Here is a 26345-nt window from a genome sequence, read left to right as displayed (position 1 = left end):
AAGAAAGTAACTCGCCCGCCGGGGCGAATTCCCGGCTCCTGCGCCACACAACCAGCAAGGCCAAAACAAAGCCCCGAACGCCAAGTCCAAGCAACAACAAGAACAAAGCCAAAAACAAAGGCCCGGTGACAGCGAAGGATGGAAGCCGAACGGAGAGAGCCTTCAGCTCAGGCCGGACCGCTCGCCGGCACCCCGCACGCCGGTGCCGGCGCCAGCCGCGCGGCGACCGCCGTCAGCAGCGCCTGTGCGAAGCCACCCGCGGCGCGCCCATCGCAGCGTGCGCTCGTCACCACCCGCGGCGCGGCGCTCCAGGCAATGCGGGCGCCCGTGGCTTCCAGCGCCGCCACCAGCGCGACGTCTTCGCTGCACGCGAGGCTGCGGAAGCCGCCCGCCTTGCGATAGGCCTCGGCCGAAACGCCGAGGTTCGCCCCGTGAACATGGCGGTGGCCGTCGCGATCGAAGTAGGTCTCGCGGAAGTGGGCTTCGATCAGCTCGGCATGCACCCCGTGCGGCGACCAGTCCTCCACGCCGATGGAGCCGCAGACGGCGTCCGCCTGCTGGGCGAGCTGGTCGACCAGCCACGAGTCCGACACCACCGTATCGGCATCGGTGAATGCCAGCCAGCGCGCGCCGCGGTCCAGCAGTACCTGCGCGCCGACGGCACGGGCCGCACCGACGTTGCGCACGCGCACCGTGACCGTGAACGCGCCGGCACCGGCCGCCACCACGCCGCTCGCATCCGTGCAGCTGTCGAGCACGACGAGAACCTCCACCCGTTCTCCGCCCAGTGCCGCGTGCCGCGCGGCCCGCATGGCCGCGCGTGTGCAGTTGCCGATCAGTTGTTCCTCGTTGTGCGCGGGTATGACGATGCCCAGCATGTTGTTGTGGTCAGTTCTCTCGGCTGGGTCGGTTGCGTGATGAAGCGATCGAAAAATATCCGCACCGCCCGCGACGCCCGTCAGCCGACGCGCGTGCTCGATGTAGGCGGCGCGCGCCAAAATGGCTTCGCCGTGTCTTTTGACATGCCGCGGCGGGCGGCAGGCCGGGTATTTGCATTACCCTCCAGGTCACTCAGCTCCCGGAGAAAAAATGATCAAGATCGGAATCGTGGACGACCACGCCATCGTGCGCTCGGGCTTGCGCCAGTTTCTTTCGCAGGAGGTCGATCTGCGCGTCGTCGGCGAAGCCGCCAGCGGGCGCGAAGCGATCGAGCTTGCGCGCACCACCGAGATGGATGTCCTCGTGATGGACCTCTCGATGCCCGGCCAAAGCGGCATCGACGCGTTGGCCATGGTCCGCGCCAAGGCGCCGGACGTCGGCATCCTCATCCTCAGCGCCTATCCCGAGGAGCACTACGCCGTCAACCTGATCCGTCAGGGCGCGAGCGGCTACCTCAACAAGGAATGCCAGCCTTCCCAGATCGCCGAGGCGATCCGCGTCATCGCACTGGGCCGCCGCTTCATCACCCCTGCGGTGGCAGAGCTGCTGGCGCGCCAGCTCGACCGCAAGGAGGGCGCCGCCCCGCACGAGCTGCTGTCCGAGCGCGAATTCCAGGTGTTCCTCAAGCTGGCCAAGGGCGAGACCGCGGGCCACATCGCCGACACGCTGTCCCTGTCCGTCAAGACCGTCAGCACCTACCGCACGCGGCTGATGGAAAAGATGAACCTGTCCACCAACAGCGACCTGACCTATTACGCGATGAAGAACAATCTCATCGATTGACGACGAGGGGGCCCTGTGAACGAAGGCAGCGCTCATCGGATTCCTTCGCGCTCGGCCACCGAACGCCCGTCGCGCGCCCAGATGCAGAGCACGAAATCCTCGTCCTCGTACCGGGCGACCAGCGGCAGGCCCAACGCACCCAGCAGCTCATGCGCGCGCTCCGTGCCCAGCCGCCGCTGCTGGAAACCGGCTCGCCAGTCGCAGGCGACGAGGGTGCCGTCGGCGTCGAGCGAGCGGTCGCAGCAGCGGGCCACTTCCGCCAGGGCTTCCTCCTCCAGGAAGTAGCTCATCTCGCTCAGCACCACCAGATCGAACAGCCGCTCGTAGTGAGGCCACTGGCCTGGAAGGCTGTGCTGCTCGACGCGTACGTTGGCGCGGCCGATCACGCCCTGCCGGGTCAGCGCCACGGCGCGTTCGCACGCGTCGCTGGCCAGGAGCTGGTCGCAGCGCGCGGCGAGCTCCACCGTCAGCGCCCCCACCCCGCAACCCGGCTCGTAGCCGCGGCGGTAGCGCTGCCGCGGCAGCGATGCCATCAGGAGGCGGCGCTTGCGCCGCTCGTACCAGCGGCTGGCCACACCGTAGGGATCATCGGAGGCCGCATACAGGTCGGCGAAATAGCCTTGCATGTTCATGGGAACAGCACCTCGTAGGGCCGTGCCGCGCGCTCCAGCATGTCGGCGCCCAGAATGGGCGCCGCACCCGTCGAGCGGTCCGGCACGATCTGGCTGGTGAAGGCCTGCACCGCAAGGCGCTTGCGGCGCGTCGCGTCGCTGTCCAGCGGCAGGCGAAGCGCATGGCGCCACGGCAGCCGGGGGTCGCCGGGATGGGCCCAGTTCCAGGCCCACACCGGCACCTCGATCAGCCTGGCGCCACGCGCGGCCGCGGCAGCCTGGCAGGCCAGTGCGGTGGCCTCGTGGTCGGGGTGGCCATCGCCATGCCAGGTGGTGAAGACCACGTCCGTGGCTTCGATCGATGCCGCGAGCCGCTGCGCCAGGCAGGCCCGGCGGGCCATCAATCCGCCGTCCGGCAAGTCCAGCCGCAGCGGCAGGCCGGCTACGCCGAGGCAGCGCAGGGCCGCCTGGCTCTCTTTCGGCCGCTCTTGCCGAAGGCGCGCGGGCGGCCAGATCCGCGACCCGCCATGGCTGGCGCTTCCATCGGTCACGGCGATCACCTGGATGTCCGCGGTCCCGCGGGCCAGCTGCGCCAGAAGACCGCCCACCATGAGGACTTCGTCGTCGGGGTGCGGTGCCACCACGACGGCGCGGGCGCCCGGGGGAACGATTTCCCTCGCGCCCACCTCCCGCAGTTGACCCAGCCCCGGCCACGCGGCCCACGCCGACTCGGGCGTGCCGTCGGGGGAGATGCGCGGCCTCACAGCGTCCATGAAGCCGACTCCTCTCGCAGCACCGATTGCCCCAGCGCAGCGAGGTCGCGCTCCGCATGGCTCTGGCGCAGGTAGACGGGCAGGTCCGCCATCGCGCGGGCGAAGCGCGCATCGCGACACAGCGGCCCCGCGCCCAGGGCCCGCGCGGCATGACGCATGACGGATTCGGCGGCCTGCTCGACGATCAGCCGCACGCGCAGGGCGGGTGTACGGGCATCATCGGCGGGCTTCGCGTCGATGCCCGCGGCACAGGCACGCAGAGCGGCGGCGGCGCCCGCGACCGCGATGTCGATCGACCCCAGATGTGCCAGCCGATGCGGGTCCGGATCGCCATCGGCCAGCAGCTCGCGCGTACGCCGCGCGACGCCGAGCGCGCCGCCGAACCAGCAGGCCGCGATGCCCGCGCCCCCGTGCCAGAAGCCGGGGCGGCGGACATAGTCCCCGGGCCGGCCCAGGGGCAGCGCGCGGGCCGCGCTGAAACGGATGTCGAGCGAGCCGGTCTGCTCCATGCCCACCGCATGCCAGTTCCGCGCATCGAGGTGGATGCCGTTCTGGTCGAGCGCGACGGTGGCCAGGCAAGGCTCGCCTGCTTCGTTCCAGCAACTGACCACGGCATGCGTCAGCTCGGCGGCGCCGGAGCACCAGGCCTTGACGCCATCGAGCACCAGCCCGCCCTGCCCGGCCGGCCTGGCCGACAGCCGGGCGTCGGGCGGTTCGGCGCACCACGTGCCCCACAGGGCGCCCGGCGGCGACGCCCCCGCCCCGAGCTCGGCCCGGATCGCGAGGGCGTCCGTATGGCCTTCGAACAGCTTGATCAAGGACAGATCGATGGCAGCCACCTCCGCGAGCACCCGCCACCGCTCCAGCGTGTGTCCGCTGCCGGGCAAAGGGAGCGCGCGGTCGATGCCGGCGCCGACCAGCGCGGCAAGGGTCGCCGCCGTTCCTTCTCGTCGAGCAGCCTTCAATGTGTCGAGCGCCTTGCAGTGGGTCATGTCGGTTCAGGGGTTCAGCAACTCGGACAGTGCACAGTCGATGCGCGCCGGCTCGACGGCGCAAGCTCAGGCGCAGCGTAGGCGCGTCGCGACTCTCACGGGGCTCGCGGTCCTACACGACCGACAAGCGCCCGTCCCTAGCGTGGGCCAGCTTTCAAGAAGAAGCACAACCATCCACTCGCCCGCAACCCGTTCATCCCCCCATCCCATGCCCAAAAAGTCCACGCCCCCCTCTGCCGAACTGGACGCCGCGCGCGCAGCGGCACGCAACACCGACAGCGGGCCGGCGCAGCCGGCACCGGCTGCCGCAGGCAAAGGTGACCGTCCTGCCCAGAAGGCGATCGAGACGCAGGCCCTGTCGGCCGGCATGCCTGCCAACGAGACCAAGCCGCTCGAACATGGCGAGGCGAACGCCCTCACGACGCCGGCGGGCAGCACCGTCAGCCCTTCGTCCCGGTTGCCGACGGCCAGCACCCTGTCGGAAGACGGCACTTCGGCCAAGACGGGCGCCGCCGCACGCGAAGGCGTGAACGCGACGATTGACTCGCTCGACCGCGTCCGCGTGGATTCCGGCGGCCGCGTCCTCACGACCAACCAGGGCGTTCCCATCGCCGACAACCAGAACTCGCTCAAGGCGGGCGCCCGCGGGCCGGTCCTGCTCGAAGACTTCATCCTGCGCGAGAAGATCACGCACTTCGACCACGAACGCATCCCGGAGCGCATCGTGCATGCGCGCGGATCGGGCGCGCACGGCTTCTTCGAGTGCCTGGCACCGTTGACGGAGTACACCCGGGCCGCGCCCTTCCAGTCGGCCGGCAAGGTCACGCCGGTCTTCGTGCGCTTCTCCACGGTGGCCGGCGAGCGCGGCTCGAAGGACACGGCACGCGACGTGCGCGGCTTCGCCGTCAAGTTCTACACCGACGAAGGCAACTGGGACCTGGTCGGCAACAACATGCCGGTGTTCTTCATCCAGGACGCGATGAAGTTTCCGGACCTGGTCCACGCCGTGAAGCCGGAGCCGCATCACCAGATGCCGCAGGCCGCCAGCGCGCACGACACCTTCTGGGATTTCGTGTCGCTGATGCCCGAATCGACGCACATGCTGATGTGGGCGATGTCCGATCGGGCCATCCCGCGCAGCTACCGCATGATGCAGGGTTTCGGCGTGCACACCTTCCGCCTGGTCAACGAGGCAGGCGAATCGGTGCTGGTCAAGTTCCACTGGCAGCCCAAGCTCGGCACCCATTCGATGGTGTGGGAAGAAGCGGTGAAGATCTCCGGCGCCGACCCGGACTACCACCGCCGCGACCTCTGGGAAGCCATCGAAGCCGGCGAGTTTCCCGAATGGGAGCTGGGCGTGCAGATCTTCACCGAAGAGCAGGCCGCGCAGTTCAGCTTCGACATCCTGGACGCCACCAAGATCGTGCCCGAGGAACTCGTGCCGGTCCGCATCGTGGGCCGCCTGGTCCTCAACCGCAACCCCGACAACTTCTTCGCCGAGACGGAACAGGTGGCCTTCTGCGTTGCGCACGTCGTGCCCGGCATCGACTTCACCAACGACCCGCTGCTGGCCGGGCGCATCCACTCCTACGTGGACACGCAGATCAGCCGCCTGGGCGGCCCCAACTTCCACGAGATCCCCATCAACGCGCCGGTGGCGCAGGTGCACAACAACCAGCGCGACGGCATGCACCGCCAGGCGATCCACCGCGGCCGCGTGGCCTACGAGCCGAACTCGCTCGCCGGCGGCTGCCCCTTCCAGGCCGGCGCGGCGCAGGGCTTCGTCAGCGTCGCCCGGCGCGTCGATGCCGAAGCCAGCGCCGACAAGGTCCGCATCAAGCCCGAGAAATTCGCCGACCACTACACCCAGGCGCGCCTCTTCTACGAAAGCCAGAGCGAAGTCGAGCAGGCGCACATCGGCAATGCGTTCCGCTTCGAGCTGTCCAAGGTGACGGTGCCGGCCATCCGCGAGCGCATGGTGGCCAGCCTGCGCAACGCGGTGCCGGCCCTGGCCGAGCGGCTGGCGAAGGACCTGGGCATGGAGTTGCCCGCGCCGATGCCCCGCGCGCTGGAGACGCCCGCGGCGCCCGAGGTCGAGATCTCGCCGCCCCTTTCGCTGATGGCGCGGCCGGGCGACGGCGGCATTCGCACGCGCAAGGTGGCGGTGCTGGTGGCCCACGGGGTGGAGGGCGCCTCGCTCGGCAAGCTGGTGTCGGCGCTGGTCGCGGCCGGCGCGGTGCCCCGCCTGGTCGCGTCCCGGCTCGGTACCTACGTCGGGGCCGCCGGAGAGAAGTTCGCTGCCGATGCCACGATGGAAAACTCGCCCGGATTCCTCTTCGATGCGCTGGTGCTGCCGGACGGCGCGGCGGCCGTGGAGACCCTCGACGCGGACGCGCACACGCTGGAGTTCCTGCGCGCCCAGTACTGGCATTGCAAGACCATCCTGGCCTTCGGCGCGTCCGAAGCCTTGCTGGCCGAGGCCCAGATTCCGCTGACCCTGCCCGACGGCTCGCCGGACCGGGGCCTGATCCTGGCCGACGCGGCGAACGCCGATGCCGCGATCGCGGAGTTCATCGAGGCCATGGGCAGGCACCGGCACTTCGAGCGCGAAAACGATCCGCCTGCCGCCTGAATAGCGAGATGGAGATCGACTGGATCCAGTGGCCCGCGTTCGCAGCGTCCCTCGCGGCCGCCTACCTGGTGGGCTCGAACAAACAGGGACGCCGCAACACCGGCTTCTGGATCTTCCTGCTCAGCAACGTCTTGTGGGTGGTGTGGGGGCTGGACAGCGGGGCGTGGGCCTTGATCGCGCTGCAAGTCTGCCTGGCACTGCTCAATATCCGGGGGCTGTTCAAGACCGAGTCTTGATGACCCCTGGACGAACCCGGGGGAAAACTGCGCGAGCGGAGGATCTAAACGCTCGCCCGCTGGCGCGCCAGGCCCCTGCATGCACGGCCGATGCACCTACGACGCGCCTGGGTATCGTCCCAGGGCGCCGCCGCCGTCGTCCCGGCACACTCGTGCGTTCAGCCGAACCCCCCCATCCGATCCATCTCCGCGAGCCGATGACCACCCTTCCATCCTCCCGCGCCCAGCTCGTCGTCAGCGAGGGCTTGCCGCATCCCCTGGGCGCCACCTTCACCGGCACCGGCGTCAACTTCGCCGTCTTCTCCGCGCATGCCACACGCATCGAAGTCTGCCTCTTCGACGAGGCCGGCGAGGTCGAGACGGCGCGCATCGCCTTGCCCGAGTACACCGACGAAGTCTGGCACGGCCACGTCGCCGGCGTGCAGCCGGGCGCCCGCTACGGCTTGCGGGCGCACGGCCCCTACGCGCCCGAGTCGGGCCACCGCTTCAACCCGCACAAGCTTCTGCTCGACCCCTACGCGAAGGCCCACATGGGATCGCTGCGGTGGGGGCCCGAACTGTTCGGCTACACCCTCGGCCATCCCGATGCGGACCTGAGCTTCGACGAGCGCGACAGCGCCGCCCTCGTCCCGAAGTGCGTGGTCGTCGATTCGCGCTTCGAATGGACGCAACCCCTCGGCACCCGCGTCCCCTGGGACCGGACGGTGGTCTACGAAACGCACGTGGGCGGCTTCACCCGCAGGCACCCCGGCGTGCCGGCCGCGCAGCAGGGCACCTTCGCCGGCCTGGCCCACGACGACGTGCTGCGGACGATCGCGGACCTGGGCGTGACCAGCGTCGAACTCCTGCCGATCCAGATGTTTCTCGACCAGTCCTACCTGGTCGACAAGGGCCTGAAGAACTACTGGGGCTACGACACACTGGGCTTCTTCGCGCTCGACCCGCGCTATCTGTCGCAGCCCACCATCGACGAGTTCAAGGGCCTGGTCGACCGCATGCATGCGCATGGCCTGGAGGTCATCCTGGACGTGGTCTACAACCACACGCCGGAAGGCAACGAGCTGGGGCCCACGCTGTGCTTCAAGGGCCTGGACAACGCGAGCTACTACCGCCTGATGCCCGCCGGCGATGGCATCGGCCCGCGCTACTACATCAACGACACCGGCACGGGCAACACGCTGAACCTGAGCCATCCGCGCGTGCTGCAGATGGTCACGGACAGCCTGCGCTACTGGGTGAGCGAGATGCGGGTCGACGGCTTCCGCTTCGACCTGGCGACCATCCTCGCGCGCGAGCCCCACGGCTTCGACGAAGGCGGCGGCTTCCTCGACAGTTGCCGCCAGGACCCGGTGCTGTCCAGCATCAAGCTGATCGCCGAGCCCTGGGATTGCGGCCCCGGCGGTTACCAGGTCGGCCAGTTTCCGCCGGGGTGGGCCGAGTGGAACGACAGGTACCGCGACACCGTGCGCGCCTTCTGGCGCGGCGACGAGGGCAAGGCCGCCGACCTGGCGTCCTGCCTGACGGCGAGCGGTGGCCTGTTCAACAAGCGCGGCCGCAGGCCCTGGGCCAGTGTCAACTTCATCACGGCTCACGACGGCTTCACCCTCGCCGACCTGGTCAGCTACAACGACAAGCACAACGAGGCGAACGGCGAGGACAACCGCGACGGCCACGGCGAAAACCTCTCGTGGAACTGCGGCGCGGAAGGCCCGACCCAGGACGAAGAGATCCTGGCCTTGCGATCGCGCCAGCAGCGCAACATGCTCGCGACGCTGCTGCTGTCGCAGGGCACGCCGATGCTGCTGGCGGGCGACGAGTTCGGCCGCACGCAGCAGGGCAACAACAACGCCTACTGCCAGGACAACGAGATCTCCTGGATCGACTGGGCGGGCATCGACGACGCCGGCCACCAGTTGCGCGCGTTCACCCGGCGCCTCCTGGCGCTGCGCCGAGAGCAGCCGGTGCTGCGCCGCATGCGCTTCCTCACCGGGCAGGCGCAGGGCGAGGGCGGCCATCCCGACGTGCGCTGGCTGGCACCCGACGGCCAGGCCATGGCCGACGCACATTGGAACGACGCCCACACCCGCGCCTTCGCCGTGATGCTGGACGGGCGCTCGCCCCGCTCCGCCATCAGCGGCGAAGGCCATGATGCCAGCCTCCTGCTTCTGTTCAACGGATGGGAGGACGAGGTGCGCTTCACGCTCCCCGACGCGCCGGCCGGCGGCTGGCGCCTGGTGCTCGACACGGCGGACCCGGCCATCGAAGGCGAGCAGGACGTCCGCGAGCACACGGCCATCGGCCGCTCCTTGCAGGTCCTCGTGTCGCAGCCGCAGGCATAGGCTCGCCGGCGAGCCCGCACGGAACGGCGGCTTTCCTACGCGATGCGGGCATGCCGTCCCAAGCGAAGCGGTCCGCTCTTCGACGATGCTGAGGCATTGATTCACCGGGAGAACCCCATCATGTCGACCGCGGCCCTCGCTCGCCCCCCGTCCAATCTCCTCCTCCTTGCCGAGGGCCGCGCGCTCTGGGAGGCCGGCGCGACACTGGCGCTGTGGCCCCTGCTCCAGTTCGCGCCGCGCGGCGACGGGCATTCGGTGGTGGTGCTGCCCGGGCTGGGCGCGAGCGACGGTTCGACCGAACTGCTGCGTCGCTTTCTCTCGACGCGCGGCTATGCCGTCCACGGGTGGGGCCTGGGCACCAATTGCGGTCCCCTGCCCGGCGTGGAAAAGGGCCTGGAGCAGCTTCTCGATCGCCTGCACGGCCACACGGGCAAGGTCAGCCTGGTCGGCTGGAGCCTGGGTGGCGTGTTCGCGCGCATGCTCGCGTCCAAGGCGCCCGGCGCCGTGCGCAGCGTCATCACGCTGGGCAGCCCCTTGCGCGGCAACTCGAAAGCGACGCGCGCCGCCAAGGCCTACGAACTGCTGAGCGGCCAGCCCGCCGACGATCCGGCGCGCCAGCGCTGGGTGAAGGCGACGCCGCGGGTTCCCACCACCTCGATCTTCAGCCGATCGGACGCCATCGTTTCGTGGCACAGCAGCTTCGAGAAGGAAACGCCCTCCTCCGAAAACATCGAGGTCGAGGCCAGCCACCTCGGCCTGGGGGTGCACCCGGCGGTGCTCTACGCCGTGGCGGACCGCTTGTCGATGTCCGAAAACCAATGGCGAAGGTTCGAGGCGCCGGCCGCCCTGCGCGCCTTCTATCCCGACCCGGCGAGGGACTGAGGGAACGTGCACGCGACGCCAGCACCCTCGCCGGCATGGAGCCATGGCGGACCGCGGATCTGACGCGCCCTCGAAGTTCGTGCGCGTGCGCGGCGCGCGCGAGCACAACCTGAAGGATGTCGAGGTCGACATTCCGCGCGATGCGCTGGTCGTCTTCAGCGGCGTCTCCGGCTCCGGAAAGTCCTCGCTTGCCTTCGGCACCATCTATGCGGAGGCGCAGCGGCGCTATTTCGAGTCGGTGGCACCCTATGCACGCCGCCTGATCGACCAGGTGGGCGTTCCCGAGGTGGACAGCATCGAGGGACTGCCGCCCGCCGTCGCGCTGCAGCAGCAGCGCGGCTCGCCCGGAACGCGCTCCTCGGTCGGCAGCGTCACGACCCTCTCCAACCTCCTGCGCATGCTCTATTCGCGGGCGGGAAGCTACCCGCCCCGGCAGCCCATGCTCTACGCGGAGGACTTCTCGCCGAACACGCCCCAGGGCGCCTGCCCCACCTGCCACGGGCTCGGCAGCATCTACGACGTGACGGAAGCGTCGATGGTCCCCGACGATTCCCTGAGCATCCGCGAGCGGGCGATCGCGGCCTGGCCGCCGGCGTGGCACGGGCAGAACCTGCGCGACATCCTGGTGACGCTCGGCTACGACGTGGACACGCCGTGGCGCAAGCTGCCGAAGAAGGATCGCGACTGGATTCTCTACACCGACGAGCAACCCACGGTGCCCGTCTATGCCGGCTTCACGCCGGCCGAGACGCGCGCCGCGCTGCGCCGCAAGATGGAGCCGAGCTACCAGGGCACCTTCACCGGCGCTCGGCGCTACGTGCTCCATACCTTCGCCACGACGCAGAGCCCGATGATGAAGAAGCGCGTCTCGCGCTTCATGGTCGGACAGGTCTGCCCGGCCTGCCACGGCAAACGCCTCAAGCCCGAAGCGCTCGGCGTGCGCTTCGCAGGCCACGACATCGGAGAGATATCGCACCTGCCGATCTCGGCACTGGCCGACGTGCTCCGGCCGGCGGCCGAAAGGCGGCTGGCGCCGTCGTCCGATCGCGCGACGCTCAGCCGCCGCGCGGCACGCCAGGACACGGCGCGCCGCGTCGCGGCGGGCGGCTCCGCGCACCAGGGCGCGCCGGACGTCCGCCGCACCGCGAACCTGTCCGAGGAGAAGCGCATCGCCGCGCAACGCATGGCCCAGGACATGCTCGACCGCATCCGGACGCTGGAAGGGCTCGGCCTCGGCTACCTGTCGCTGGACCGGAGCGCGCCGACGCTCTCGCCCGGCGAGCTGCAGCGGCTGCGCCTGGCCACCCAGATCCGCTCGAACCTGTTCGGCGTCGTCTACGTTCTCGACGAGCCGACCGCCGGCCTGCATCCCGCGGATGGCGAGGCGCTGCGCTCCGCGCTCTCGCATCTCAAGGACGCGGGCAATTCGCTCTTCGTCGTCGAGCACGACCTGGAGACGATGCGTCACGCGGACTGGATCGTCGACGTGGGACCGGAGGCCGGCGAGCAAGGCGGACAGGTGCTCTACAGCGGGCCGCCGGAGGGCCTGCGCGCGGTGCAGGCTTCCAGGACCGCCTCGTACCTTTTCAATGCGCCGCCGCCGCGCGACAGGCTCCCCCGCCCGCCGGCCGGATGGCTGCGGCTCGAAGGCGTCACGCGCAACAACCTGCACCGGGTCGACGTCCGCTTCCCGCTGGGCGTGCTGACCGCGGTGACGGGCGTCTCGGGTTCCGGCAAGTCCAGCCTGGTGACCCAGGCACTGGTCGAGCTGGTGTCGGCGGAGCTGGGCCATGACACACCGCTGCCCGAGGACGAGGACGACGGGACGCAAGCCACGCCGCTGGGCATCACCGCCGGCCGCGTGGCCGCGGGCATGGAAGGGCTGCGCCGCCTCGTGCAGGTGAACCAGAAGCCGATCGGGCGCACGCCGCGCTCCAACCTCGCGACCTACACCGGCCTCTTCGACCACGTCCGCAAACTCTTCGCGTCGACCCGGGCCGCCCGCTCGCGCCGCTACGATGCCGGCCGCTTCTCGTTCAACGTGGCCAAGGGGCGCTGCGACACCTGCGAGGGCGAAGGCTTCGTGAGTGTCGAACTGCTCTTCATGCCCAGCGTGTACGCACCCTGCCCCGCCTGCCACGGCGCGCGCTACAACGCGCAGACGCTCGAGATCACCTGGCGCGAAAGGAACATTGCCGAAGTGCTGGGCATGACGGTGGAGGACGCGCTCGACTTCTTCGCCGACCAGAGCGCCATCGCCCGGCCGCTCGCGCTGCTGCGGGACATCGGCCTGGGCTACCTGCGCCTGGGCCAGCCCGCGACCGAGTTGTCCGGCGGCGAGGCGCAGCGCATCAAGCTCGCCACGGAGCTGCAGCGCTCGCAGCGCGGCGACACGCTCTACGTGCTCGACGAGCCGACCACGGGACTGCATCCGGCCGACGTCGACAAGCTGATGGCCCAGTTGGGCGGGCTGGTGGACGCCGGCAACACGGTCATCCTGGTGGAGCACGACATGCGCGTGGTGGCTGCCAGCGACTGGGTCGTCGACATGGGCCCCGGCGCGGGCGATCAGGGTGGGCACGTCGTGGCCAGCGGCACGCCGCAGGACGTGGCAGCCAGCCGCGACAGCAGGACCGCGCCATACCTTCGCGCGGCCGTGGCCGGCCACCCCGCATCGCGCGCGCGGTAGCACGCACGTCGACGACGGTAGGAATGCGCGCGGGCCCGGTCGGGCCCTGGACCGACATGGCCTCGTGCCTCGCGCTCTACGGTGAATGTTCCTGGCGAGCGGCGCCACGCGCCCGCGCCATCGACCCCTCCGCCCTCCATCGACAAAGGAAGCGACATGTCCGACACCAGAACCTCCACACCCAACGACAGCCTCGACCTCGGCTCGCCCAGCGCCGTCGAGGACCTGGCCAGGCGCTTCGATGCGACCCCCACACAGATTCGCGAGGCAGCCGTGGCGGTCGGTCACCGGATCGCCGACATCGAGATGCACCTGAAGGGAACCCGCAGCGCGAGCAACGAGGAGCGGATGGAACAGGCGCCCCCCTCCGGAGCAAGGCCATGAAGGCGCTCGTCTACCACGGCAGCAAGGACGTCCGCGTCGAGACCGTCAAGGACCCGGTGCTGCGGGAGCCCGACGACATCCTGCTGCGCGTGACGGCCACCGCCATCTGCGGCTCGGACCTGCACCTCTACCGCGGCAAGGTGCCGGGCATGAAGTCCGGCGACATCCTGGGGCACGAGTTCATGGGCGAAGTGGTCGAGGCCGGCAGCGGGGTGAACTCGGTCCGTCCCGGCGACCGGGTGGTCGTGCCCTTCGTCATCGCCTGCGGGTCATGCTTCTTCTGCGACAAGCAGTTGTTCGCGGCCTGCGAAACGAGCAACACGGGACGCGGCGCCATCCTCAACAAGAAAAGCCTGCGGCCCGGCGCGGCCCTGTTCGGCTACACGCACCTGTACGGCGGCGTGCCCGGGGGACAGGCCGAGTACGTGCGCGTGCCGCGGGCCAACGTCGGCCCCTTGCGCATTCCCGATGCGCTGTCCGACGAGCAGGTGCTGTTTCTCAGCGACATCCTGCCCACGGGTTACCAGGCCGTGCTGAATGCCGAGGTCGGTCCCGGCTCGACGCTGGCGATCTTCGGCGCCGGCCCCGTGGGCCTGATGGCGGCCGCCTGCGCCCGCATGCTCGGGGTGGAGGACATCGTCATGATCGACCACCACGACTACCGCCTGGACTTCGCGCAGCGCACCTATGGCGCCGCGCCCATCAACTTCGACAAGGTCGACGCGGCGGAAGTGATCGTGGAAGCCACGCACGGCCGGGGCGTCGACGCCGTCATCGACGCGGTCGGCTTCGAGGCCAAGGGCAGCGCGCTGGAGACCCTGCTCACCAAGCTGAAGATCGAGGCCAGCAGCGGCAAGGCCCTGCGGCAATGCATCGCGGCCGTTCGCCGGGGCGGCGTGATCAGCGTGCCGGGCGTGTACGCGGGCTTCATGCACGGCTTCCTGTTCGGCGATGTGTTCGAGAAGGGCCTGACCATCAAGGGCGGGCAGACCCATGCGCAGCGCTTCATGCCCGAGTTGCTGGAGCACATCGGCAACGGCAAGCTCCAGCCGGAGGCCATCATCACGCACCGGATGCCGCTGGCACAGGCGGCGCGGGGGTACGAGGTGTTCAATGGGCAGGAGGAGGATTGCAGGAAGGTGGTGCTGACGCCTTGAGCGTCAGGCCGCCCGGTTCTTCAGCAGGCCGGTTCGTCCAGCTCCGCCAGCAGCGCCTGCGATTCCTCGTCGAAGCCCGGCACCGGCTGCGCCTTGGCCAGCGCCATCCACACGCTGAAGGGCAGGCGCGCTTGGGCCCGGTGCACCGCAGCGCGCGCCACCACCAGGCGATCGCCCTGCGCGACCAGCACGCCGCATTCGGCCGGGATCTCCCCGGGCTCGGCGATTGCGCGGCCCTTGGCATCGGTGCCCAGCACGTACCAGCACTCGCCCCCGAGGTCGAGGTAGGCCGCGCGCTTGTCGGGCTTGCGCAGGTCGCTCAACAGGTCGGCACGGTTGACCTTGACCTCGTGCACCACCGGCTGCGCATAGGCCTCGACGCTGGTATTGCGGATGGAGAACACGTCGGGCCGCGCGATGCACCAGCGGGGCTTGCCGCCTTCGTTCAGCGCGGGCAGCCGGGCCCGCAGGCCGAGGCCGCGCCAGGCGATGCGGCCGGCGCGCGTCATCTCGCGCGCCACCTGCCCGACCAGCGCCTCGTGACGCGACAGGGCCGCGCGATTGACGACCATGCTTCGCGCCACGTGCGCGATGCCGGCATCGCTCACGCGCAGGGTCTCGTGGCCCTGGGCGGAGCGCACGCGCTCCAGCAGTCCGGCGGCCAGCAGGTCGATCTCGATCTCGTCGCAGCAGGGCCAGCCTGCGGAGCGGTAGACCTCGCGCAGCCGCCGCGCGTGCAGGCGGCCCAGGGCCATGGCACCGGGCGGCGGATCGGCCACCGGCGGCGGCGCGCCGGGCTCGGTCATGGGCGGGTCGCTGGGCGGGGGGTCCACCTCGGGCGGCGGGGCCGGGGCCGGCGCGGGCGACGGCGGCACCGGGAGGTCGGGCGAAGGCGGCGGGGGGCCGATGGGCGAGGCGGCGCGGAGCGAGGCGATGGCGGTCATGGCGCTAGGTTAGCGAAAAGCGCGCCCCCAGGGATGATCCCCGCAAATCCACGTTGCGGCCGGTCACGGACCGGTGGATAGTCGCGGCCATGAAGGCCCGATGCATCGACGCTCCCCGGCTCCTGGCGAGAGCGCTGGCGTGCGGGCTGTTCCTGCTGGGGGTCGCGCTGCTGCTCGTGGGCGCGCCGTCCCACGCCCAGGAGCGTCCTCTCACGGACAAGCGCATCGCCCTGGTCGTCGGCAACGCGCAGTACCCGAAGGTGCCCCTGGCCAACCCGGAGAACGACGCCCGGCTGATGGCCGGCAACCTGCGCAGGCTGGGCTTCGAGGTCAACCTGCAGCTCAACGTCAACGTGCTGCAGTTCCGGCGCGCGCTGCGCGAGTTCGCGCGGCGGGTGCAGCAGGACGATGCGGTCGCGGTGCTGTACTACGCCGGGCATGGCGTGCAGATCGACGGGCGCAACTTCCTGCTGCCGGTGGACATCAACCTGCGCGACCAGGAGGAGGTGAAGGACGAGTCGGTGGACATCGAGGAGCTGTTCCTCAGCCGCATCGACAAGGCGGGCTCCTACCCGCGCATCGTCATTCTCGATGCCTGCCGCGACAACCCCTTCGCCGCGAAGACACGCAACATCCGCTCGGCCGGCGGGCTGGCGGAAATGGGCGCGCGCGGCACGCTGATCGCCTTCGCCTCGGCGCCCGGCGCGCCGGCGGAGGACGGGCCCGGCGGCACCAACAGCGTCTACACCCAGGCGCTGGCCGAGGAGATGATGGTCCCGGGGCTGGAAGTGGAGCAGATGTTCAAGAACGTCCGGGTGAAGGTGCTGCGCGCGACTCGCGAGCGCCAGTTGCCCTGGGTGAACACTTCGCTGACTTCGAACTTCAGCTTCAATCCGGTGGCGGGCGGGTCCTTGGCGCAGGGGGCGGCGCCCTCTTCCGCGCCGGCGGCCGCTGCCGCACCCGGGCGCGACCACCGGCCGAAGGACATCGACGCGCTGCTGGCGCAGGCGCAGCAGCAGACCCGGACGCAGGCGCCGCAGGCCGAGCCGCCGGCACCACCGCCGGCGCCACGCGTCGCGCCGCGCGAGCAGGACCGTGACCGCACCGAGCAGGTGGCCGCGGCATCGCCATCCGCCGTGCAGCCGGTAACGCCTGCGCCGGCGCCCCTCCCGGGCATCGCTGCGCCCTCCGCCCAGGCCTCCCTGGCACCCTCGTCTTCGCGCAGTTTCCTGTCACGCGACGCGCTGCAGCAGCTGCTGGTGGGCAAGACGCACAGCCTGAAGGACGGCGGCAATCTCATCCAGTGGGACCTGAGGAGCAACGGGATCGTCTACTTCCACAGCCTCAGCGCGGGCAACTTCTCGATCCGCGGCTCGGGCCGCTACGAGATCAGGGACGACGGCAGCCTGTGTGCGCGCTTCAATGCCGCGCCGCCCGGGCGACTGACGGACGCACGCAGTCCCGACAGCGGCTGCTGGTATTTTTACCGGGAGGGCGAGCGGCTCATGCGCACCCAGACCCGCGAGGCGCAGGCACGGGCGGAGCTGGTGACGATCGAATGAGCGGCCGCGGCGGCACGCCGTCCGTGCGCCGTGCGAGACAATGCAGCGTCACCACCGCGCCAGAGAACGAGGAGCGAAGCCACTGTGCCAGAACGATCTTCTTCCGCTACCCGCAGCGGCCGCAGTGCGCCGCGCACGGAAGCATCCCCGTCCCCATCCGCCGCGGAAGGCGGCCCGACCCGCCGGCGCCTTCGGCGCGAGCGCGCGGACCTGCTGGAGACCCGCATCCTCGATGCCGCGGTCGAGGAGTTCGCCGAGCACGGCTTCGCCGGCGCACGCATCGAGCGCGTCAGCGCCGCCGCCGGCACGGTGGACCGGATGCTGTACTACTACTACGGCAACAAGGAGCGGCTCTACCAGGCGGTGCTGGGCAAGATCTACGAGGACATGATCAACGCGCAGAGCGAGTTCGTGCTGCCGGCCGATCCGGTCGAAGGCATGCGCCAGCTGGTGCTGCATTCGTGGGAGCACTACCAGTCGCATCCGAACCTGGTGCGCCTGCTGATGAACGAGAACCTGCTGCGCGGCCGGCACGTGCGCGAGTCGGTGCAGCTTGAGCGCACCACCCTGCCGCTGGTGCAGACGGTGGAGACACTGCTGGCGAGCGGCCAGGCGCAGGGCGTGTTCCGGCGCGACCTGTCGTCCGAGCACGTGCTGATGACCATCATGTCGCTCGGCTTCTTCTACGTGTCGAATCAGTACACCTGCTCGGCCTGGCTGGGCGCGGACCTGATGGGCCGCACGCGGCGGAGCGCCTGGGGCCGGCACATCTGCGAGACGGTGCTCGCGATGCTGGCGCCCCAGGACGCTGAAGACGAAACGGAGCGGGCCGCAAAGCCGGAAGCGAAGGACCAGGCCAGGCCGCGCCGCAAGCCGGCGGCGGCGATCCGGAAGAAGTGATCAGCCCGGGCCCAGCCCGGCCCAGGTGTCGCGCACGAAGCGCGCGATCGCCGCGTTCTGCCCGATCAGCGAGAAGCGCGCGTTGTGCGCGTAGTCCGGCAGGTTGATCATCTCGGTGGTGATCCAGCGCAGCGGCGAATCGGCCTGCGCATGGTGGTATGCCAGCACCTTGCGCACCACCTCGCGCGTGCAGGCCAGTGCGTTCGCATCCCAGTCCGAATGCCATTCGCCCGGGCCCGGCTCGGTGAAGGGGTACAGGATGCCGCGGCCCGCCTCCCCGGCCCTGTAGGGAAAGATCGAGTGTTCCGGCACGGCCGCGACGGCCTCGCCCGTATCGCCCGTGGACCAACGATTGCGCGGGCCGTTCGGCGCCACGCTGCGCACCTGCAGCCAGCGCACGATGCCCATCTGCAGCCACTGGTCGACGAAGTTGCCGGGCTGGAAGGGGTCGAGCACCGCTCGGCCTGCGGCCACGTCTTCCGTGAGGCCGCAGATCGCGAGCTCCTGGGCGTTGCCCATCTTGAAGATGCCGTGGCTGTAGTCCAGCGTGAAGTGAAAGGGAATGCCCCGGCGCATCACGGCCGCGGCCACCGGCGCGACGCGGCGCGGGTCCTCGCTCCACATGTTGACGTGCAGCTCGAAGGCCGGCTCCACGCCGCGCGCCATGCCTTCGTCGTAGGCGCGCAGGTAGAAGTCGGCGACCTCGTCGTTGCCGATGGGGCGTCCGCCGGCATCGTGCCAGTACAGCATGATGTTGTGCGTGTGCGCGCCGACCTCGGCGGCCAGCCGCAGCTTGTCGGCGAGCAGTGCTTCGTCGCGGCCGAGCGCATAGAACCAGCTGGCGGTGTGCACCGGCAGGCCGAAGCGCTCGATGCAGCGGCGATAGGTATCGACCTGGTCCGGCATGGGCAGGCGGTCGAAGTAGTCGAACACGCCGGCTTCGCGCACCAGGCGGAACTGCTCCTCGATCGGGGCCTCCGTCAGCGAGACCGGTGCTTCGCGCGACGAGGCCTGTGCGCCGCGGCCGTTGCAGCCGATCGGCGGGAGGGTCTTCGCGGCTTCGCTCATGAAGGATTGCGCAGTTTGCGGATCTGCTCCTCGGACGGCTGCAGCTTCGAGCCGTCGAGGTAGGTGCCCGAGGGCATCACGCCCTTGCCGTCCTGCACCGCCGTGCGGCCGACGAAGATGCCGAGGGTGGACTGGTTGTCCTGCGGGCGGAACACCACCGGGCCGAAGGGCGAGCTGAACTCCAGGCCCTTGAAGGCGGCGATCAGCTTCTCGGTGTCGGTGCCGCCGGCTTTCCGGACGCCGGCGGCGATGGCTTTCACCGTGGCATAACCGACCACCGAATTCAGGCGCGGGTAGTCGTTGTACTTCTTCTGGTAGGCGGCGAGGAAAGCCTTGTGCTCGGGCGTGTCGATGTTGGCGTAGGGGTAGCCGGTCACGATCCAGCCGCTGGGCGCATCGCCCTTGAGCGGGTCGAGGTACTCGGGCTCGCCGGTCAGCAGGCTCACCACTTCGCGGCCCTCGAACAGCCCGCGCGTCTTGCCTTCGCGCGCCAGCTTGGTCAGGTCGCTGCCGAACATGACGTTGAAGATCGCGTCCGGCCTGGCGTCGGCGATGGCCTGCGACACGGCGCCGGCGTCGATCTTGCCGAGCGGGGGCGACTGCTCGGCCACGAACTCGATGTCGGGCTGGGCCTTCTTCATGTTCTCCTTGAAGGCGGCGACCGCGGCCTGGCCGTATTCGTAGTTGGGGTAGATCAGGGCCCAGCGCTTCTTCTTGAGCTTGGCCGCCTCGGCGATGACCGAGGCCGAGAGCGCGTAGGTGCCCGAGCGCAGCCGGTAGGTGTAGCGGTTGCCCTGGTCCCACACCACCTTGTCGGAGAGCGGGCCGGAGGCGAGGAAGAAGACCTTCTTCTGCTTGGCGAAATCGGTCAGCGCCAGCCCGACGTGCGAGAGCGTGACGCCGGAGAGGATGTCGACGTTCTCGCGTGCCACCAGCTCTTCGGCCATGCGCACCGCGTCGCCGGGGTTGGCGTTGTCGTCGCGGAAGATGGTCTCGAGCTTCTTGCCGAGCACGCCGCCGGCCGCATTGATTTCTTCCTGGGCCAGCAGCCAGCCCTGCTTGTAGGGCACCAGGTTCTGCGGCAGCGCCTTGTAGCTGTTGATCTCGCCGATCTTGATGGTGCCCTGGGCATGGGCACCGGCTGCGGCAAGGCAGAGGCTGGCGGTCAGCAGGCGGACGGAATGGGAGAGCACGCGGTTCATGGCACGGGTCCTTTCTGGCGTTGGCTGGAAGGCGGGGTGAAGGCGGGCTGGTTCAGCCGTTGCTGGCCGTCATTTCTTCGACGATGCGGCGCATCTTGATGGAGGAGCCGTCCAGGCCCAGGTGCACACGCTTCCATTCGCGCGGCTTGTCCTCGTTGCGCTGGATGGCCTCGAGCACGCGCTTGTCTTCGTCGAAGGCCATGCGCAGGTTGCTGCGCAGGCGCTCGTCGATCACCGGGTCGGCCGGCGAATTGCGAAGGCACAGCCAGTGCTGCACGCAGCTGCGCTGGTCGACCGGCGTGATGAAGTGGCAGGCGAACATCTGGATGCAGTCGTCGCGGTTGCCCTCCGGCGCGCCGGTGCCGGTCTTCGCGGAGCCGAAGTCGATCACCGCGACGCTGGGCGCGTGGTAGTGGTAGTAGTGCCAGCGGTCCACGTTGGCGCCGCCGAAGTCCTTCAGGCCCTCGAAGACGGGGATGAGCGGCCCGTCGATCACCCAGCGCCAGGTCACGACCTTGTTGCCCTGGCGCTCGTGCTGCACGCGGGTCTCTTCACGGCCGGCGCTGGCCAGCGTGGTCGGGTGCACGTAGACGACGTGGGTCGGGTCGCACAGGTTGTCGGCCAGGCTCAGGTAGTTGGCCTGCACCGGCAGCGCGTCGCCCTCCACCACGCTGTAGGCCGGGTCGTCGTACTGCGGCAGGTGGAAGACCTGGCTGCGGTCGGCCTTGTCGGCATCGCCCATCCACACCCACACCATGCCCATGCTCTCGGCGGTGGGATAGCTGCGCACGCGGAAGCTCTCGGGTGGCCGCGCGATGCCGGGTGCCACCGTGCAGCGGCCGCTGCAGTCGAAGGTGAGACCGTGGTAGCCGCACTCGATGGCGTTGCCGCGCAGGCGCCCGAGCGAAAGCGGCGCGAGGCGGTGCGGGCAGGCATCTTCCAGCGCGGCGACGGTACCGTCCTCGGTGCGGTAGACGGCGAGGTCCTCCTCGAGGATGCGGCGGGTGCTGATGCCCTGTCCGATGTCGCGCGACCAGGCGAGCGGGTACCAGGCGTTGTAGGCGTAGGCGGTCATGGGGTCTTCCTTCGGTGGGGGCTTGGGCCGGGGCTTCGTGCGGACGACACCGCAGAAAGCGTGCCAGCGATTTGGTAAGTGGATTCTCCAAATTTATGGAGAGACTACTTAATTCCGGTGCACTCCGCCACCGGGTTTGCACCGGGAGGCGGCGCCGACGCGCCATGACCGTGCGTAGGCCACGATGTTCGATTCCGCACACGCCCCGGCGAGGGGGTTGGCGGACCCCACGAAGTGGGGGAGCCTGGGGGAGAGCTAATGAAAGTCTCGGCTTCGGGTGGTACGGGCCAGGCGGCCGAGCAGCGGGGTCAGGTCCTGGAAGCCGGTGGCGACGACGTGGCGCACCTGGCCGCCGCTGTCGACGTCGCGCTGCCAGATGCCCTGCACGGCCAGGAGCTGCGATTGGAGGAGGGGCTCCCGCCAGGCCTCGACCACGCTCTTCCAGACGATCACGTTGACGTTGCCGGTCTCGTCCTCCAGGGTGACGAAGATGGTGTCGTTGGCGGTCTGCGGGCGCTGCCGGCCGATCACCATGCCGCAGGCCCACACCGGCCGGCCGCCGGGCAGATCGCGCAACTGCTCGGCGCTGGCCATGCCCATGCGCGCGAGCCGCGGGCGCAGCAGCGCGAGCGGATGGCGGCGCAGCGTGAAGCCGAGGGCGTCGTAGTCGCCCACGATCTCCTCGCCCTCGGGTGCGAGGGGCAACTGGAGGGCGCGCTCGTGGATGGGCACGCCCTTGAGCAGCGGGGGCGCGCGCCGCTGGGCGGTGGCGTCCCAGACCTGCTGGCGGCGATGGCCCGACAAAGGCAGCAGCGCATCGGCGGCGGCCAGCGCGGCCATGTCCTTGGCGTCGAGTTCGGCGCGCAGGGCGAGGTCCTCGGTGCTGGTGAAGGGGGACCGGGCTCGGGCCTGGACGAGTCGCTCGGCGCCGGCTTCGCTGAGGCCGCTGATGCGGCGCAGGCCGAGGCGCACGGCGGGTTGGCCGGGGCGGCCGGGGCGGTGGGCGAAGCGAGGGGCGATCGCTGCGCAGGCGGTACCCCCAGAGGAGAGAGCAGCAGGAGCAGCAGCAGAGCGGGGCTCCAGCGTGCAATCGAGCGCGCTCTTCGTCACGTCCACGGGCCGCACCTCGACGCCGTGGCGGCGCGCATCCTGGACCAGTTGCGAGGGCGAGTAGAAGCCCATGGGCTGCGAATCGAGCATGGCGGCGAGGAAGCAGGCGGGCTCGTGCAGCTTGAGCCAGCAGCTGACGATCACCAGCAGGGCGAAGCTGGCGGCATGGCTTTCGGGGAAGCCGTATTCGCCGAAGCCCTGCATCTGTTTGTAGATGGATTCGGCGAAGGCGCGCTCGTAGCCCTTGGCGACCATGCCCTCGATCAGCTCGTCGCGGAACTTGTCGATGCCGCCCCGGCGCTTCCACGCGGCCATGGCGCGGCGCAGGCGATCGGCCCGGTCGGGCGTGAAGCCGGCGGCGATCATCGCGATCTGCATCACCTGCTCCTGGAAGATCGGCACGCCCAGCGTGCGCTCGAGCGCGGGGCGCAGCTCGTCCTTGGCGTATTCGATGGCGATCCCCTTGCGCCGCTTCTCGCGGTTGCGCAGGTAGGGGTGGACCATGCCGCCCTGGATCGGCCCGGGCCGCACGATGGCGACCTCGATCACCAGGTCGTAGTACTCGCGCGGCTGCAGGCGCGGCAGCATCGACATCTGCGCCCGGCTCTCGATCTGGAAGACGCCGACGGTGTCGGCGTCGCAGATCATGTCGAACATGGCCGCGTCGTCGTTCGGGATGTGGTGCATCTCGGTCGACGTGCCGCGCCAGCCGTTGACCAGGGCCAGCGTGCGCCGGATCGCGCTGAGCATGCCGAGCGCCAGCACGTCGACCTTGAGCATGCCCATGACCTCGAGGTCGTCCTTTTCCCACTGGATGACGGAGCGGTCTTTCATGGAGGCCTTCTCCACCGGCACCAGCCGCGTGAGCTTGCTCTGCGTGAGCACGAAGCCGCCGACGTGCTGGCTGAGGTGGCGCGGAAAGCCGCGCAGCTGCTGCGTGAGTTCGAGCCACTGCAGCAGCCGCGGCATGTCCTCCTGCACGCCGGTGCGGTGCATGGCCTCCTGCAGCCGTTCGTCGAGCACGACTCCGTCGAACCAGTAATGGTCCTTCGCGAATTCGTCGACCAGGCGCGCGTCGATGCCCAGCGCCTTGCCCACGTCGCGCAGTGCGCTGCGCGAGCGGTAGCAGATGACGACGGCGGCGATGGCGGCGCGGTCGCGCCCGTACTTGTCGTAGATGTACTGGATGACCTCCTCGCGCCGCTGGTGCTCGAAGTCGACGTCGATGTCGGGCGGCTCCTGGCGCTCGCGGCTGAGGAAGCGCTCGAACAGCAGGTGGCCGGTCTCTGGGTCGATGGCGGTGATGCCGAGGCAGTAGCACACGGCCGAGTTGGCCGAGGAGCCGCGGCCCTGGCAGAGGATCTTCTGCTCCCGGGCGAAGCGCACGATGTCCTCCACCGTGAGGAAGAACATCTCGTAGTGCATCTCGATGATCAGGTCCAGCTCGTGCTGCACCTTGGCCTGCACCTCGGGCGGAATGCCTCCCGGATAGCGCACCCGCGCGCCTTCCCAGGTCTTGCGCACCAGGGTCTGGGCCGGCGTCTCGCCATTCGCCACGTTCTCCAGCGGGTACTTGTAGTGCTCCCGGATCACGCCCAGGTCGAAGGTGCAGCGCGCCATCACGGCCAGGGTGTTGGCCAGCAGCCCGGCCGGATAGAGGTTCGCCAGCCGCAGCCGCGAGCGCAGATGCCGCTCGGCATTGGCCTGCAGCGCGAAGCCGCATTCGGCGACGCTGCGGCCCTCGCGCACGGCGGTGATCACGTCCTGCAGCGGCTTGCGCGAGCGCACGTGCATGTGCACGTCGCCGGCGGCCACCAGGGGAACGCCGGTGCGCGCGCCGGCCTCGTGCAGGGCGCAGAGCCAGAGGTCGTCGTCCAGCTCGTTGCGCAATTCGACGGCCAGCCAGAGGTGGCCGCCGAAGCGATGTCGGGCCTCCTGCAGGTCGGCACGGAGCGTGTCCGCATCGGGCAGGCCGCCCGGCACGCGCTCCGGCACGAAGAGGATCTCGCAATGGCGCAGCGTGGCCACGCCCTCGTCGTGCCAGTCGACCCGGTACTCGCCCTTGGGTGCGGCGGTGTTGCGCGCGGCGGTGATGAGTTCGCAGAGGTTGCCCCAGCCTTCGAGGTCGTGCGCGATGGCCACCAGCCGGAAGCGCTCGAAGCGGAACTCGCTGCCGAACAGGAGGCGGAAGGGGTGCTGTTGCGACGGGTCGAGGGTTTCGAGATGTTCCTTGAGCCCTTCGTACGCCCGCACCACGCCGGCCACGGAGCATTCGTCGGTGATGGCGAGGGCCTCGTAGCCGAGCTCATAGGCGCGCTCCACCAGCTCCTGCGGATGCGAGGCGCCGCGCTGGAAGCTGAAGTTGGTGACGCAATGCAGCTCCGCGTAGGCAGGCAGGCCGGGCGGCTCGGGCTTCGGCACGCCCGGGACGGCCTGGGCGCGTTCGCGGTCTCGCTCGCGCTTCAGTTTCAGGAGCTGCTTGTCGCTGAGTTCAGGCATAGAGCCCCTGCAGGAACCAGCGCGGCGCCTTCCTGTCGTCGTCGGCCAGAAAGCCCGACAGGCGCTCGCGGAAGATCCAGACCAGCCCCGCCTGCGGGCTCTCGGCGATGTAGTAGTCGCGCACCGCCGGATGCCCCCGCTCCCCGCCCTCCCCCGAGCTGTCCGGGCTGCCCCACCAGCCCGCCTCCAGGCGCTGCGGACCGGCCAGCCGGCGCAGCACGCCGTGGTAGCAGGGGCGGCCGTCGCGAACTTCCAGCGGCTGCGGCTCGCGCAACAGCCAGGGCGGGTACAGGGCATCGGGCTGGGAGGCGGCCGCGGCCACGGGCGGATCGCCTTGCAGCGCGGGCCGCCAGGCCTGTCGGGCCTCGGGCCGGTGGTCCGCCTGCGCGACCGCGCGCAGCACCTGCTGCGGCCCCAGCCGCGCGCTCAGGCGCTCGACCAGCTCGTGCAGGCGGTCGCCGGGGCGGTTGTCCTCCGGCAGGAAGCTGGTGCTGGCGCCGGCCCAGGGTGCGGTCTGGACCGAGCGCAGGCGCAGCCAGCTCGCGGGCGCGGCCAGGCGGATGAGCGCGAGCCGCTCCGACAGCAGGCGCCGCAGGTGCGCCATGTCCTGCGTGGGCGTGGCCGTGCGCACCGTGAGCTGCTGGTGCGGCGGCAGGTCGACGCCGTCGAAGCGCCGCAGGTCCAGCGTCCATTGCAGCTCCAGCGCCAGCACGCCCTGCTGGCGCGCGCGCAGCCAGATCTGCAGCGCCGCCAGCAGGCGGTTGGCCGACCACATCAGCTCGGGCGCGCCCTCGGCCAGCGCAGGCAGCTCCAGCTTCTGCTCGAACGCATCCGGCAGGGTGAGCCAGTCGTGGCCGTCGGGCACGCGGCCATGGGCCACGTCCAGTGCCGCGCGCAGGGCCGGGCCGAAGCGGCGCACCAGGCCATCGCGTGGCAGCCTTTCGACATCGCCCCAGCTGCGGCATCCCAGGTGCGACAACACGCCAAGGTGGTCGCGCGCCGCGCTCAGGGTGTCCAGCGGCAGGCCGCCGGGCAGTTCCTGGGGCGGCGGCTCGCCGCGGGCGAACATGCGCAGCCGCGCGAGCGCGACCAGGCTGGTCGCGCCCTGGGCGCGCTGCACCGGCACCTCCGGCACGGGGTTGAGCCGTGCCAGCTCGCGCATGAGGCCCAGCCGCCCGCCCCACAGCCGTTCGCAGGCCGAGACTTCGAGCAGCAGCGCCTCGTCGATCCAGGTGACGTGCGGCGTGAACTGCAAGGCCCACCAGCCCAGGGCCTCGGGGGACGGCAGCGGGGCTTCCTGGGTGGCGGCGATCTCAGGCGGCCATCGCAAGGCGATCCAGTGCATGGCCTTTCTCATGGCTTTCCCGATTGTCCTGGCGTGGGTTGAAGCGCACGACGGTCGGGCCTTCGATGGGGAGCGCCGCGCCTTCCTGCTGGCGCTGCTCTTGGCGCCGCCACCGTGCGGCCGCGAGCAGCGCATTCATGCGCGCGGGGCGGCCGGCCAGTTGCAGCGGCCTGGCCAGCGGCGGGCCGCGCCGCTTGAGGATGTGGACCTCGAGCTGCGCCGG

20 protein-coding genes and 1 pseudogene are annotated in these 26345 nt (G+C 70.1%); 10 read left to right on the top strand and 11 right to left on the bottom strand.

Annotated features, from left to right (window positions below; all coding sequences use genetic code 11):
* Window positions 1–167: 167 nt before the first annotated feature.
* Window positions 168–878 (bottom strand): glycosyltransferase family 2 protein, encoded by a 711-nt coding sequence (locus ABEA07_RS25360; RefSeq protein WP_345541420.1) that lies wholly within the window; start codon window positions 876–878, stop codon window positions 168–170.
* A gap of 211 nt (window positions 879–1089) precedes the next feature.
* Here ABEA07_RS25360 and ABEA07_RS25355 point away from each other — a divergent pair, with 211 nt between their 5' ends.
* Window positions 1090–1722 carry a response regulator gene (locus ABEA07_RS25355; protein WP_345541353.1) on the top strand — a complete coding sequence of 211 codons (633 nt, stop codon included), beginning with the start codon at window positions 1090–1092 and terminating at the stop codon, window positions 1720–1722.
* Between the two features lie 32 nt (window positions 1723–1754).
* Here ABEA07_RS25355 and ABEA07_RS25350 read toward each other — a convergent pair whose 3' ends face one another.
* From ABEA07_RS25350 to ABEA07_RS25340, 3 genes are read right to left on the bottom strand one after another with little or no spacing between them, the layout of a single operon-like run.
* Window positions 1755–2354, bottom strand: coding sequence for a class I SAM-dependent methyltransferase (locus tag ABEA07_RS25350; protein ID WP_345541352.1), 600 nt, complete (start codon window positions 2352–2354; stop codon window positions 1755–1757).
* Window positions 2351–3106 (bottom strand): PIG-L deacetylase family protein, encoded by a 756-nt coding sequence (locus ABEA07_RS25345; RefSeq protein ID WP_345541351.1) that lies wholly within the window; start codon window positions 3104–3106, stop codon window positions 2351–2353. Before ABEA07_RS25345 ends, ABEA07_RS25350 begins: the two co-directional genes overlap by 4 nt.
* A complete protein-coding gene (locus ABEA07_RS25340; protein ID WP_345541350.1) occupies window positions 3094–4098 on the bottom strand; it encodes an acyl-CoA dehydrogenase family protein in 1005 nt (334 codons plus the stop codon). The genes ABEA07_RS25345 and ABEA07_RS25340 overlap by 13 nt, the downstream gene beginning before the upstream one ends.
* 208 nt (window positions 4099–4306) lie before the next feature.
* Here ABEA07_RS25340 and ABEA07_RS25335 point away from each other — a divergent pair, with 208 nt between their 5' ends.
* From ABEA07_RS25335 to ABEA07_RS25305, 7 genes are all read left to right on the top strand, one after another.
* Entirely contained in the window at window positions 4307–6730 is a 2424-nt protein-coding gene (locus ABEA07_RS25335) for a catalase (RefSeq protein WP_345541349.1), read from the top strand.
* 8 nt (window positions 6731–6738) lie between these two features.
* A complete protein-coding gene (locus tag ABEA07_RS25330) occupies window positions 6739–6966 on the top strand; it encodes a hypothetical protein (RefSeq protein ID WP_345541348.1) in 228 nt (75 codons plus the stop codon).
* A 197-nt stretch (window positions 6967–7163) separates the two neighbouring features.
* Complete coding sequence (gene glgX / locus ABEA07_RS25325; protein ID WP_345541347.1) at window positions 7164–9305, top strand: glycogen debranching protein GlgX; 2142 nt, start codon at window positions 7164–7166, stop codon at window positions 9303–9305.
* Window positions 9306–9425: 120 nt separating this feature from the next.
* Entirely contained in the window at window positions 9426–10187 is a 762-nt protein-coding gene (locus tag ABEA07_RS25320; RefSeq protein WP_345541345.1) for an esterase/lipase family protein, read from the top strand.
* Between the two features lie 43 nt (window positions 10188–10230).
* Window positions 10231–12876, top strand: coding sequence for an excinuclease ABC subunit UvrA (gene uvrA / locus ABEA07_RS25315; RefSeq protein WP_345541343.1), 2646 nt, complete (start codon window positions 10231–10233; stop codon window positions 12874–12876).
* 156 nt (window positions 12877–13032) lie between these two features.
* Window positions 13033–13260 carry a DUF3606 domain-containing protein gene (locus ABEA07_RS25310; protein WP_345541342.1) on the top strand — a complete coding sequence of 76 codons (228 nt, stop codon included), beginning with the start codon at window positions 13033–13035 and terminating at the stop codon, window positions 13258–13260.
* Window positions 13257–14417, top strand: coding sequence for a zinc-dependent alcohol dehydrogenase (locus ABEA07_RS25305; protein ID WP_345541341.1), 1161 nt, complete (start codon window positions 13257–13259; stop codon window positions 14415–14417). Before ABEA07_RS25310 ends, ABEA07_RS25305 begins: the two co-directional genes overlap by 4 nt.
* A gap of 20 nt (window positions 14418–14437) precedes the next feature.
* On the opposite strand, the gene ABEA07_RS25300 is transcribed toward ABEA07_RS25305, so the two are convergent.
* Entirely contained in the window at window positions 14438–15361 is a 924-nt protein-coding gene (locus tag ABEA07_RS25300; RefSeq protein ID WP_345541340.1) for a hypothetical protein, read from the bottom strand.
* An 89-nt stretch (window positions 15362–15450) separates the two neighbouring features.
* On the opposite strand from ABEA07_RS25300, the gene ABEA07_RS25295 reads away from it, so the two are divergent.
* Window positions 15451–16923 carry a caspase family protein gene (locus tag ABEA07_RS25295; RefSeq protein WP_345541339.1) on the top strand — a complete coding sequence of 491 codons (1473 nt, stop codon included), beginning with the start codon at window positions 15451–15453 and terminating at the stop codon, window positions 16921–16923.
* Window positions 16924–17007: 84 nt separating this feature from the next.
* Window positions 17008–17823 carry a TetR/AcrR family transcriptional regulator gene (locus tag ABEA07_RS25290; RefSeq protein ID WP_345541338.1) on the top strand — a complete coding sequence of 272 codons (816 nt, stop codon included), beginning with the start codon at window positions 17008–17010 and terminating at the stop codon, window positions 17821–17823.
* Here ABEA07_RS25290 and ABEA07_RS25285 read toward each other — a convergent pair whose 3' ends face one another.
* The 6 genes and pseudogenes from ABEA07_RS25285 to ABEA07_RS25260 form a co-directional block, all read right to left on the bottom strand.
* Window positions 17824–18891, bottom strand: coding sequence for a xylose isomerase (locus tag ABEA07_RS25285; protein ID WP_345541336.1), 1068 nt, complete (start codon window positions 18889–18891; stop codon window positions 17824–17826). It abuts the gene before it with no gap.
* Complete coding sequence (locus ABEA07_RS25280; RefSeq protein ID WP_345541335.1) at window positions 18888–20093, bottom strand: ABC transporter substrate-binding protein; 1206 nt, start codon at window positions 20091–20093, stop codon at window positions 18888–18890. Before ABEA07_RS25280 ends, ABEA07_RS25285 begins: the two co-directional genes overlap by 4 nt.
* Before the next feature lie 52 nt (window positions 20094–20145).
* Window positions 20146–21168 (bottom strand): aromatic ring-hydroxylating dioxygenase subunit alpha, encoded by a 1023-nt coding sequence (locus tag ABEA07_RS25275; RefSeq protein ID WP_345541334.1) that lies wholly within the window; start codon window positions 21166–21168, stop codon window positions 20146–20148.
* 255 nt (window positions 21169–21423) lie between these two features.
* Window positions 21424–24777, bottom strand: coding sequence for an error-prone DNA polymerase (locus tag ABEA07_RS25270; RefSeq protein ID WP_345541333.1), 3354 nt, complete (start codon window positions 24775–24777; stop codon window positions 21424–21426).
* Entirely contained in the window at window positions 24770–26122 is a 1353-nt protein-coding gene (locus ABEA07_RS25265; protein WP_345541332.1) for a DNA polymerase Y subunit UmuC family protein, read from the bottom strand. The genes ABEA07_RS25270 and ABEA07_RS25265 overlap by 8 nt, the downstream gene beginning before the upstream one ends.
* Window positions 26091–26345: pseudogene (locus ABEA07_RS25260) on the bottom strand (translesion DNA synthesis-associated protein ImuA); the annotation flags it as partial. The pseudogene ABEA07_RS25260 and the gene ABEA07_RS25265, both read right to left, overlap by 32 nt.

The sequence above is a fragment of the Variovorax defluvii genome (assembly GCF_039541515.1).
GTDB lineage: Bacteria > Pseudomonadota > Gammaproteobacteria > Burkholderiales > Burkholderiaceae_C > Variovorax > Variovorax defluvii.
This window is presented reverse-complemented; position numbering and strand designations above follow the sequence as displayed.

Bases quoted from the DNA above. Each gene is read 5' to 3' on its own strand.
- ABEA07_RS25360 (WP_345541420.1), bottom strand. From the start codon at position 878: ATGCTGGGCATCGTCATACCCGCGCACAACGAGGAACAACTGATCGGC.
- ABEA07_RS25355 (WP_345541353.1), top strand. From the start codon at position 1,090: ATGATCAAGATCGGAATCGTGGACGACCACGCCATCGTGCGCTCGGGC.
- ABEA07_RS25350 (WP_345541352.1), bottom strand. From the start codon at position 2,354: ATGAACATGCAAGGCTATTTCGCCGACCTGTATGCGGCCTCCGATGAT.
- ABEA07_RS25345 (WP_345541351.1), bottom strand. From the start codon at position 3,106: ATGGACGCTGTGAGGCCGCGCATCTCCCCCGACGGCACGCCCGAGTCG.
- ABEA07_RS25340 (WP_345541350.1), bottom strand. From the start codon at position 4,098: ATGACCCACTGCAAGGCGCTCGACACATTGAAGGCTGCTCGACGAGAA.
- ABEA07_RS25335 (WP_345541349.1), top strand. From the start codon at position 4,307: ATGCCCAAAAAGTCCACGCCCCCCTCTGCCGAACTGGACGCCGCGCGC.
- ABEA07_RS25330 (WP_345541348.1), top strand. From the start codon at position 6,739: ATGGAGATCGACTGGATCCAGTGGCCCGCGTTCGCAGCGTCCCTCGCG.
- glgX (WP_345541347.1), top strand. From the start codon at position 7,164: ATGACCACCCTTCCATCCTCCCGCGCCCAGCTCGTCGTCAGCGAGGGC.
- ABEA07_RS25320 (WP_345541345.1), top strand. From the start codon at position 9,426: ATGTCGACCGCGGCCCTCGCTCGCCCCCCGTCCAATCTCCTCCTCCTT.
- uvrA (WP_345541343.1), top strand. From the start codon at position 10,231: ATGGCGGACCGCGGATCTGACGCGCCCTCGAAGTTCGTGCGCGTGCGC.
- ABEA07_RS25310 (WP_345541342.1), top strand. From the start codon at position 13,033: ATGTCCGACACCAGAACCTCCACACCCAACGACAGCCTCGACCTCGGC.
- ABEA07_RS25305 (WP_345541341.1), top strand. From the start codon at position 13,257: ATGAAGGCGCTCGTCTACCACGGCAGCAAGGACGTCCGCGTCGAGACC.
- ABEA07_RS25300 (WP_345541340.1), bottom strand. From the start codon at position 15,361: ATGACCGCCATCGCCTCGCTCCGCGCCGCCTCGCCCATCGGCCCCCCG.
- ABEA07_RS25295 (WP_345541339.1), top strand. From the start codon at position 15,451: ATGAAGGCCCGATGCATCGACGCTCCCCGGCTCCTGGCGAGAGCGCTG.
- ABEA07_RS25285 (WP_345541336.1), bottom strand. From the start codon at position 18,891: ATGAGCGAAGCCGCGAAGACCCTCCCGCCGATCGGCTGCAACGGCCGC.
- ABEA07_RS25280 (WP_345541335.1), bottom strand. From the start codon at position 20,093: ATGAACCGCGTGCTCTCCCATTCCGTCCGCCTGCTGACCGCCAGCCTC.
- ABEA07_RS25275 (WP_345541334.1), bottom strand. From the start codon at position 21,168: ATGACCGCCTACGCCTACAACGCCTGGTACCCGCTCGCCTGGTCGCGC.
- ABEA07_RS25270 (WP_345541333.1), bottom strand. From the start codon at position 24,777: ATGCCTGAACTCAGCGACAAGCAGCTCCTGAAACTGAAGCGCGAGCGA.
- ABEA07_RS25265 (WP_345541332.1), bottom strand. From the start codon at position 26,122: ATGCACTGGATCGCCTTGCGATGGCCGCCTGAGATCGCCGCCACCCAG.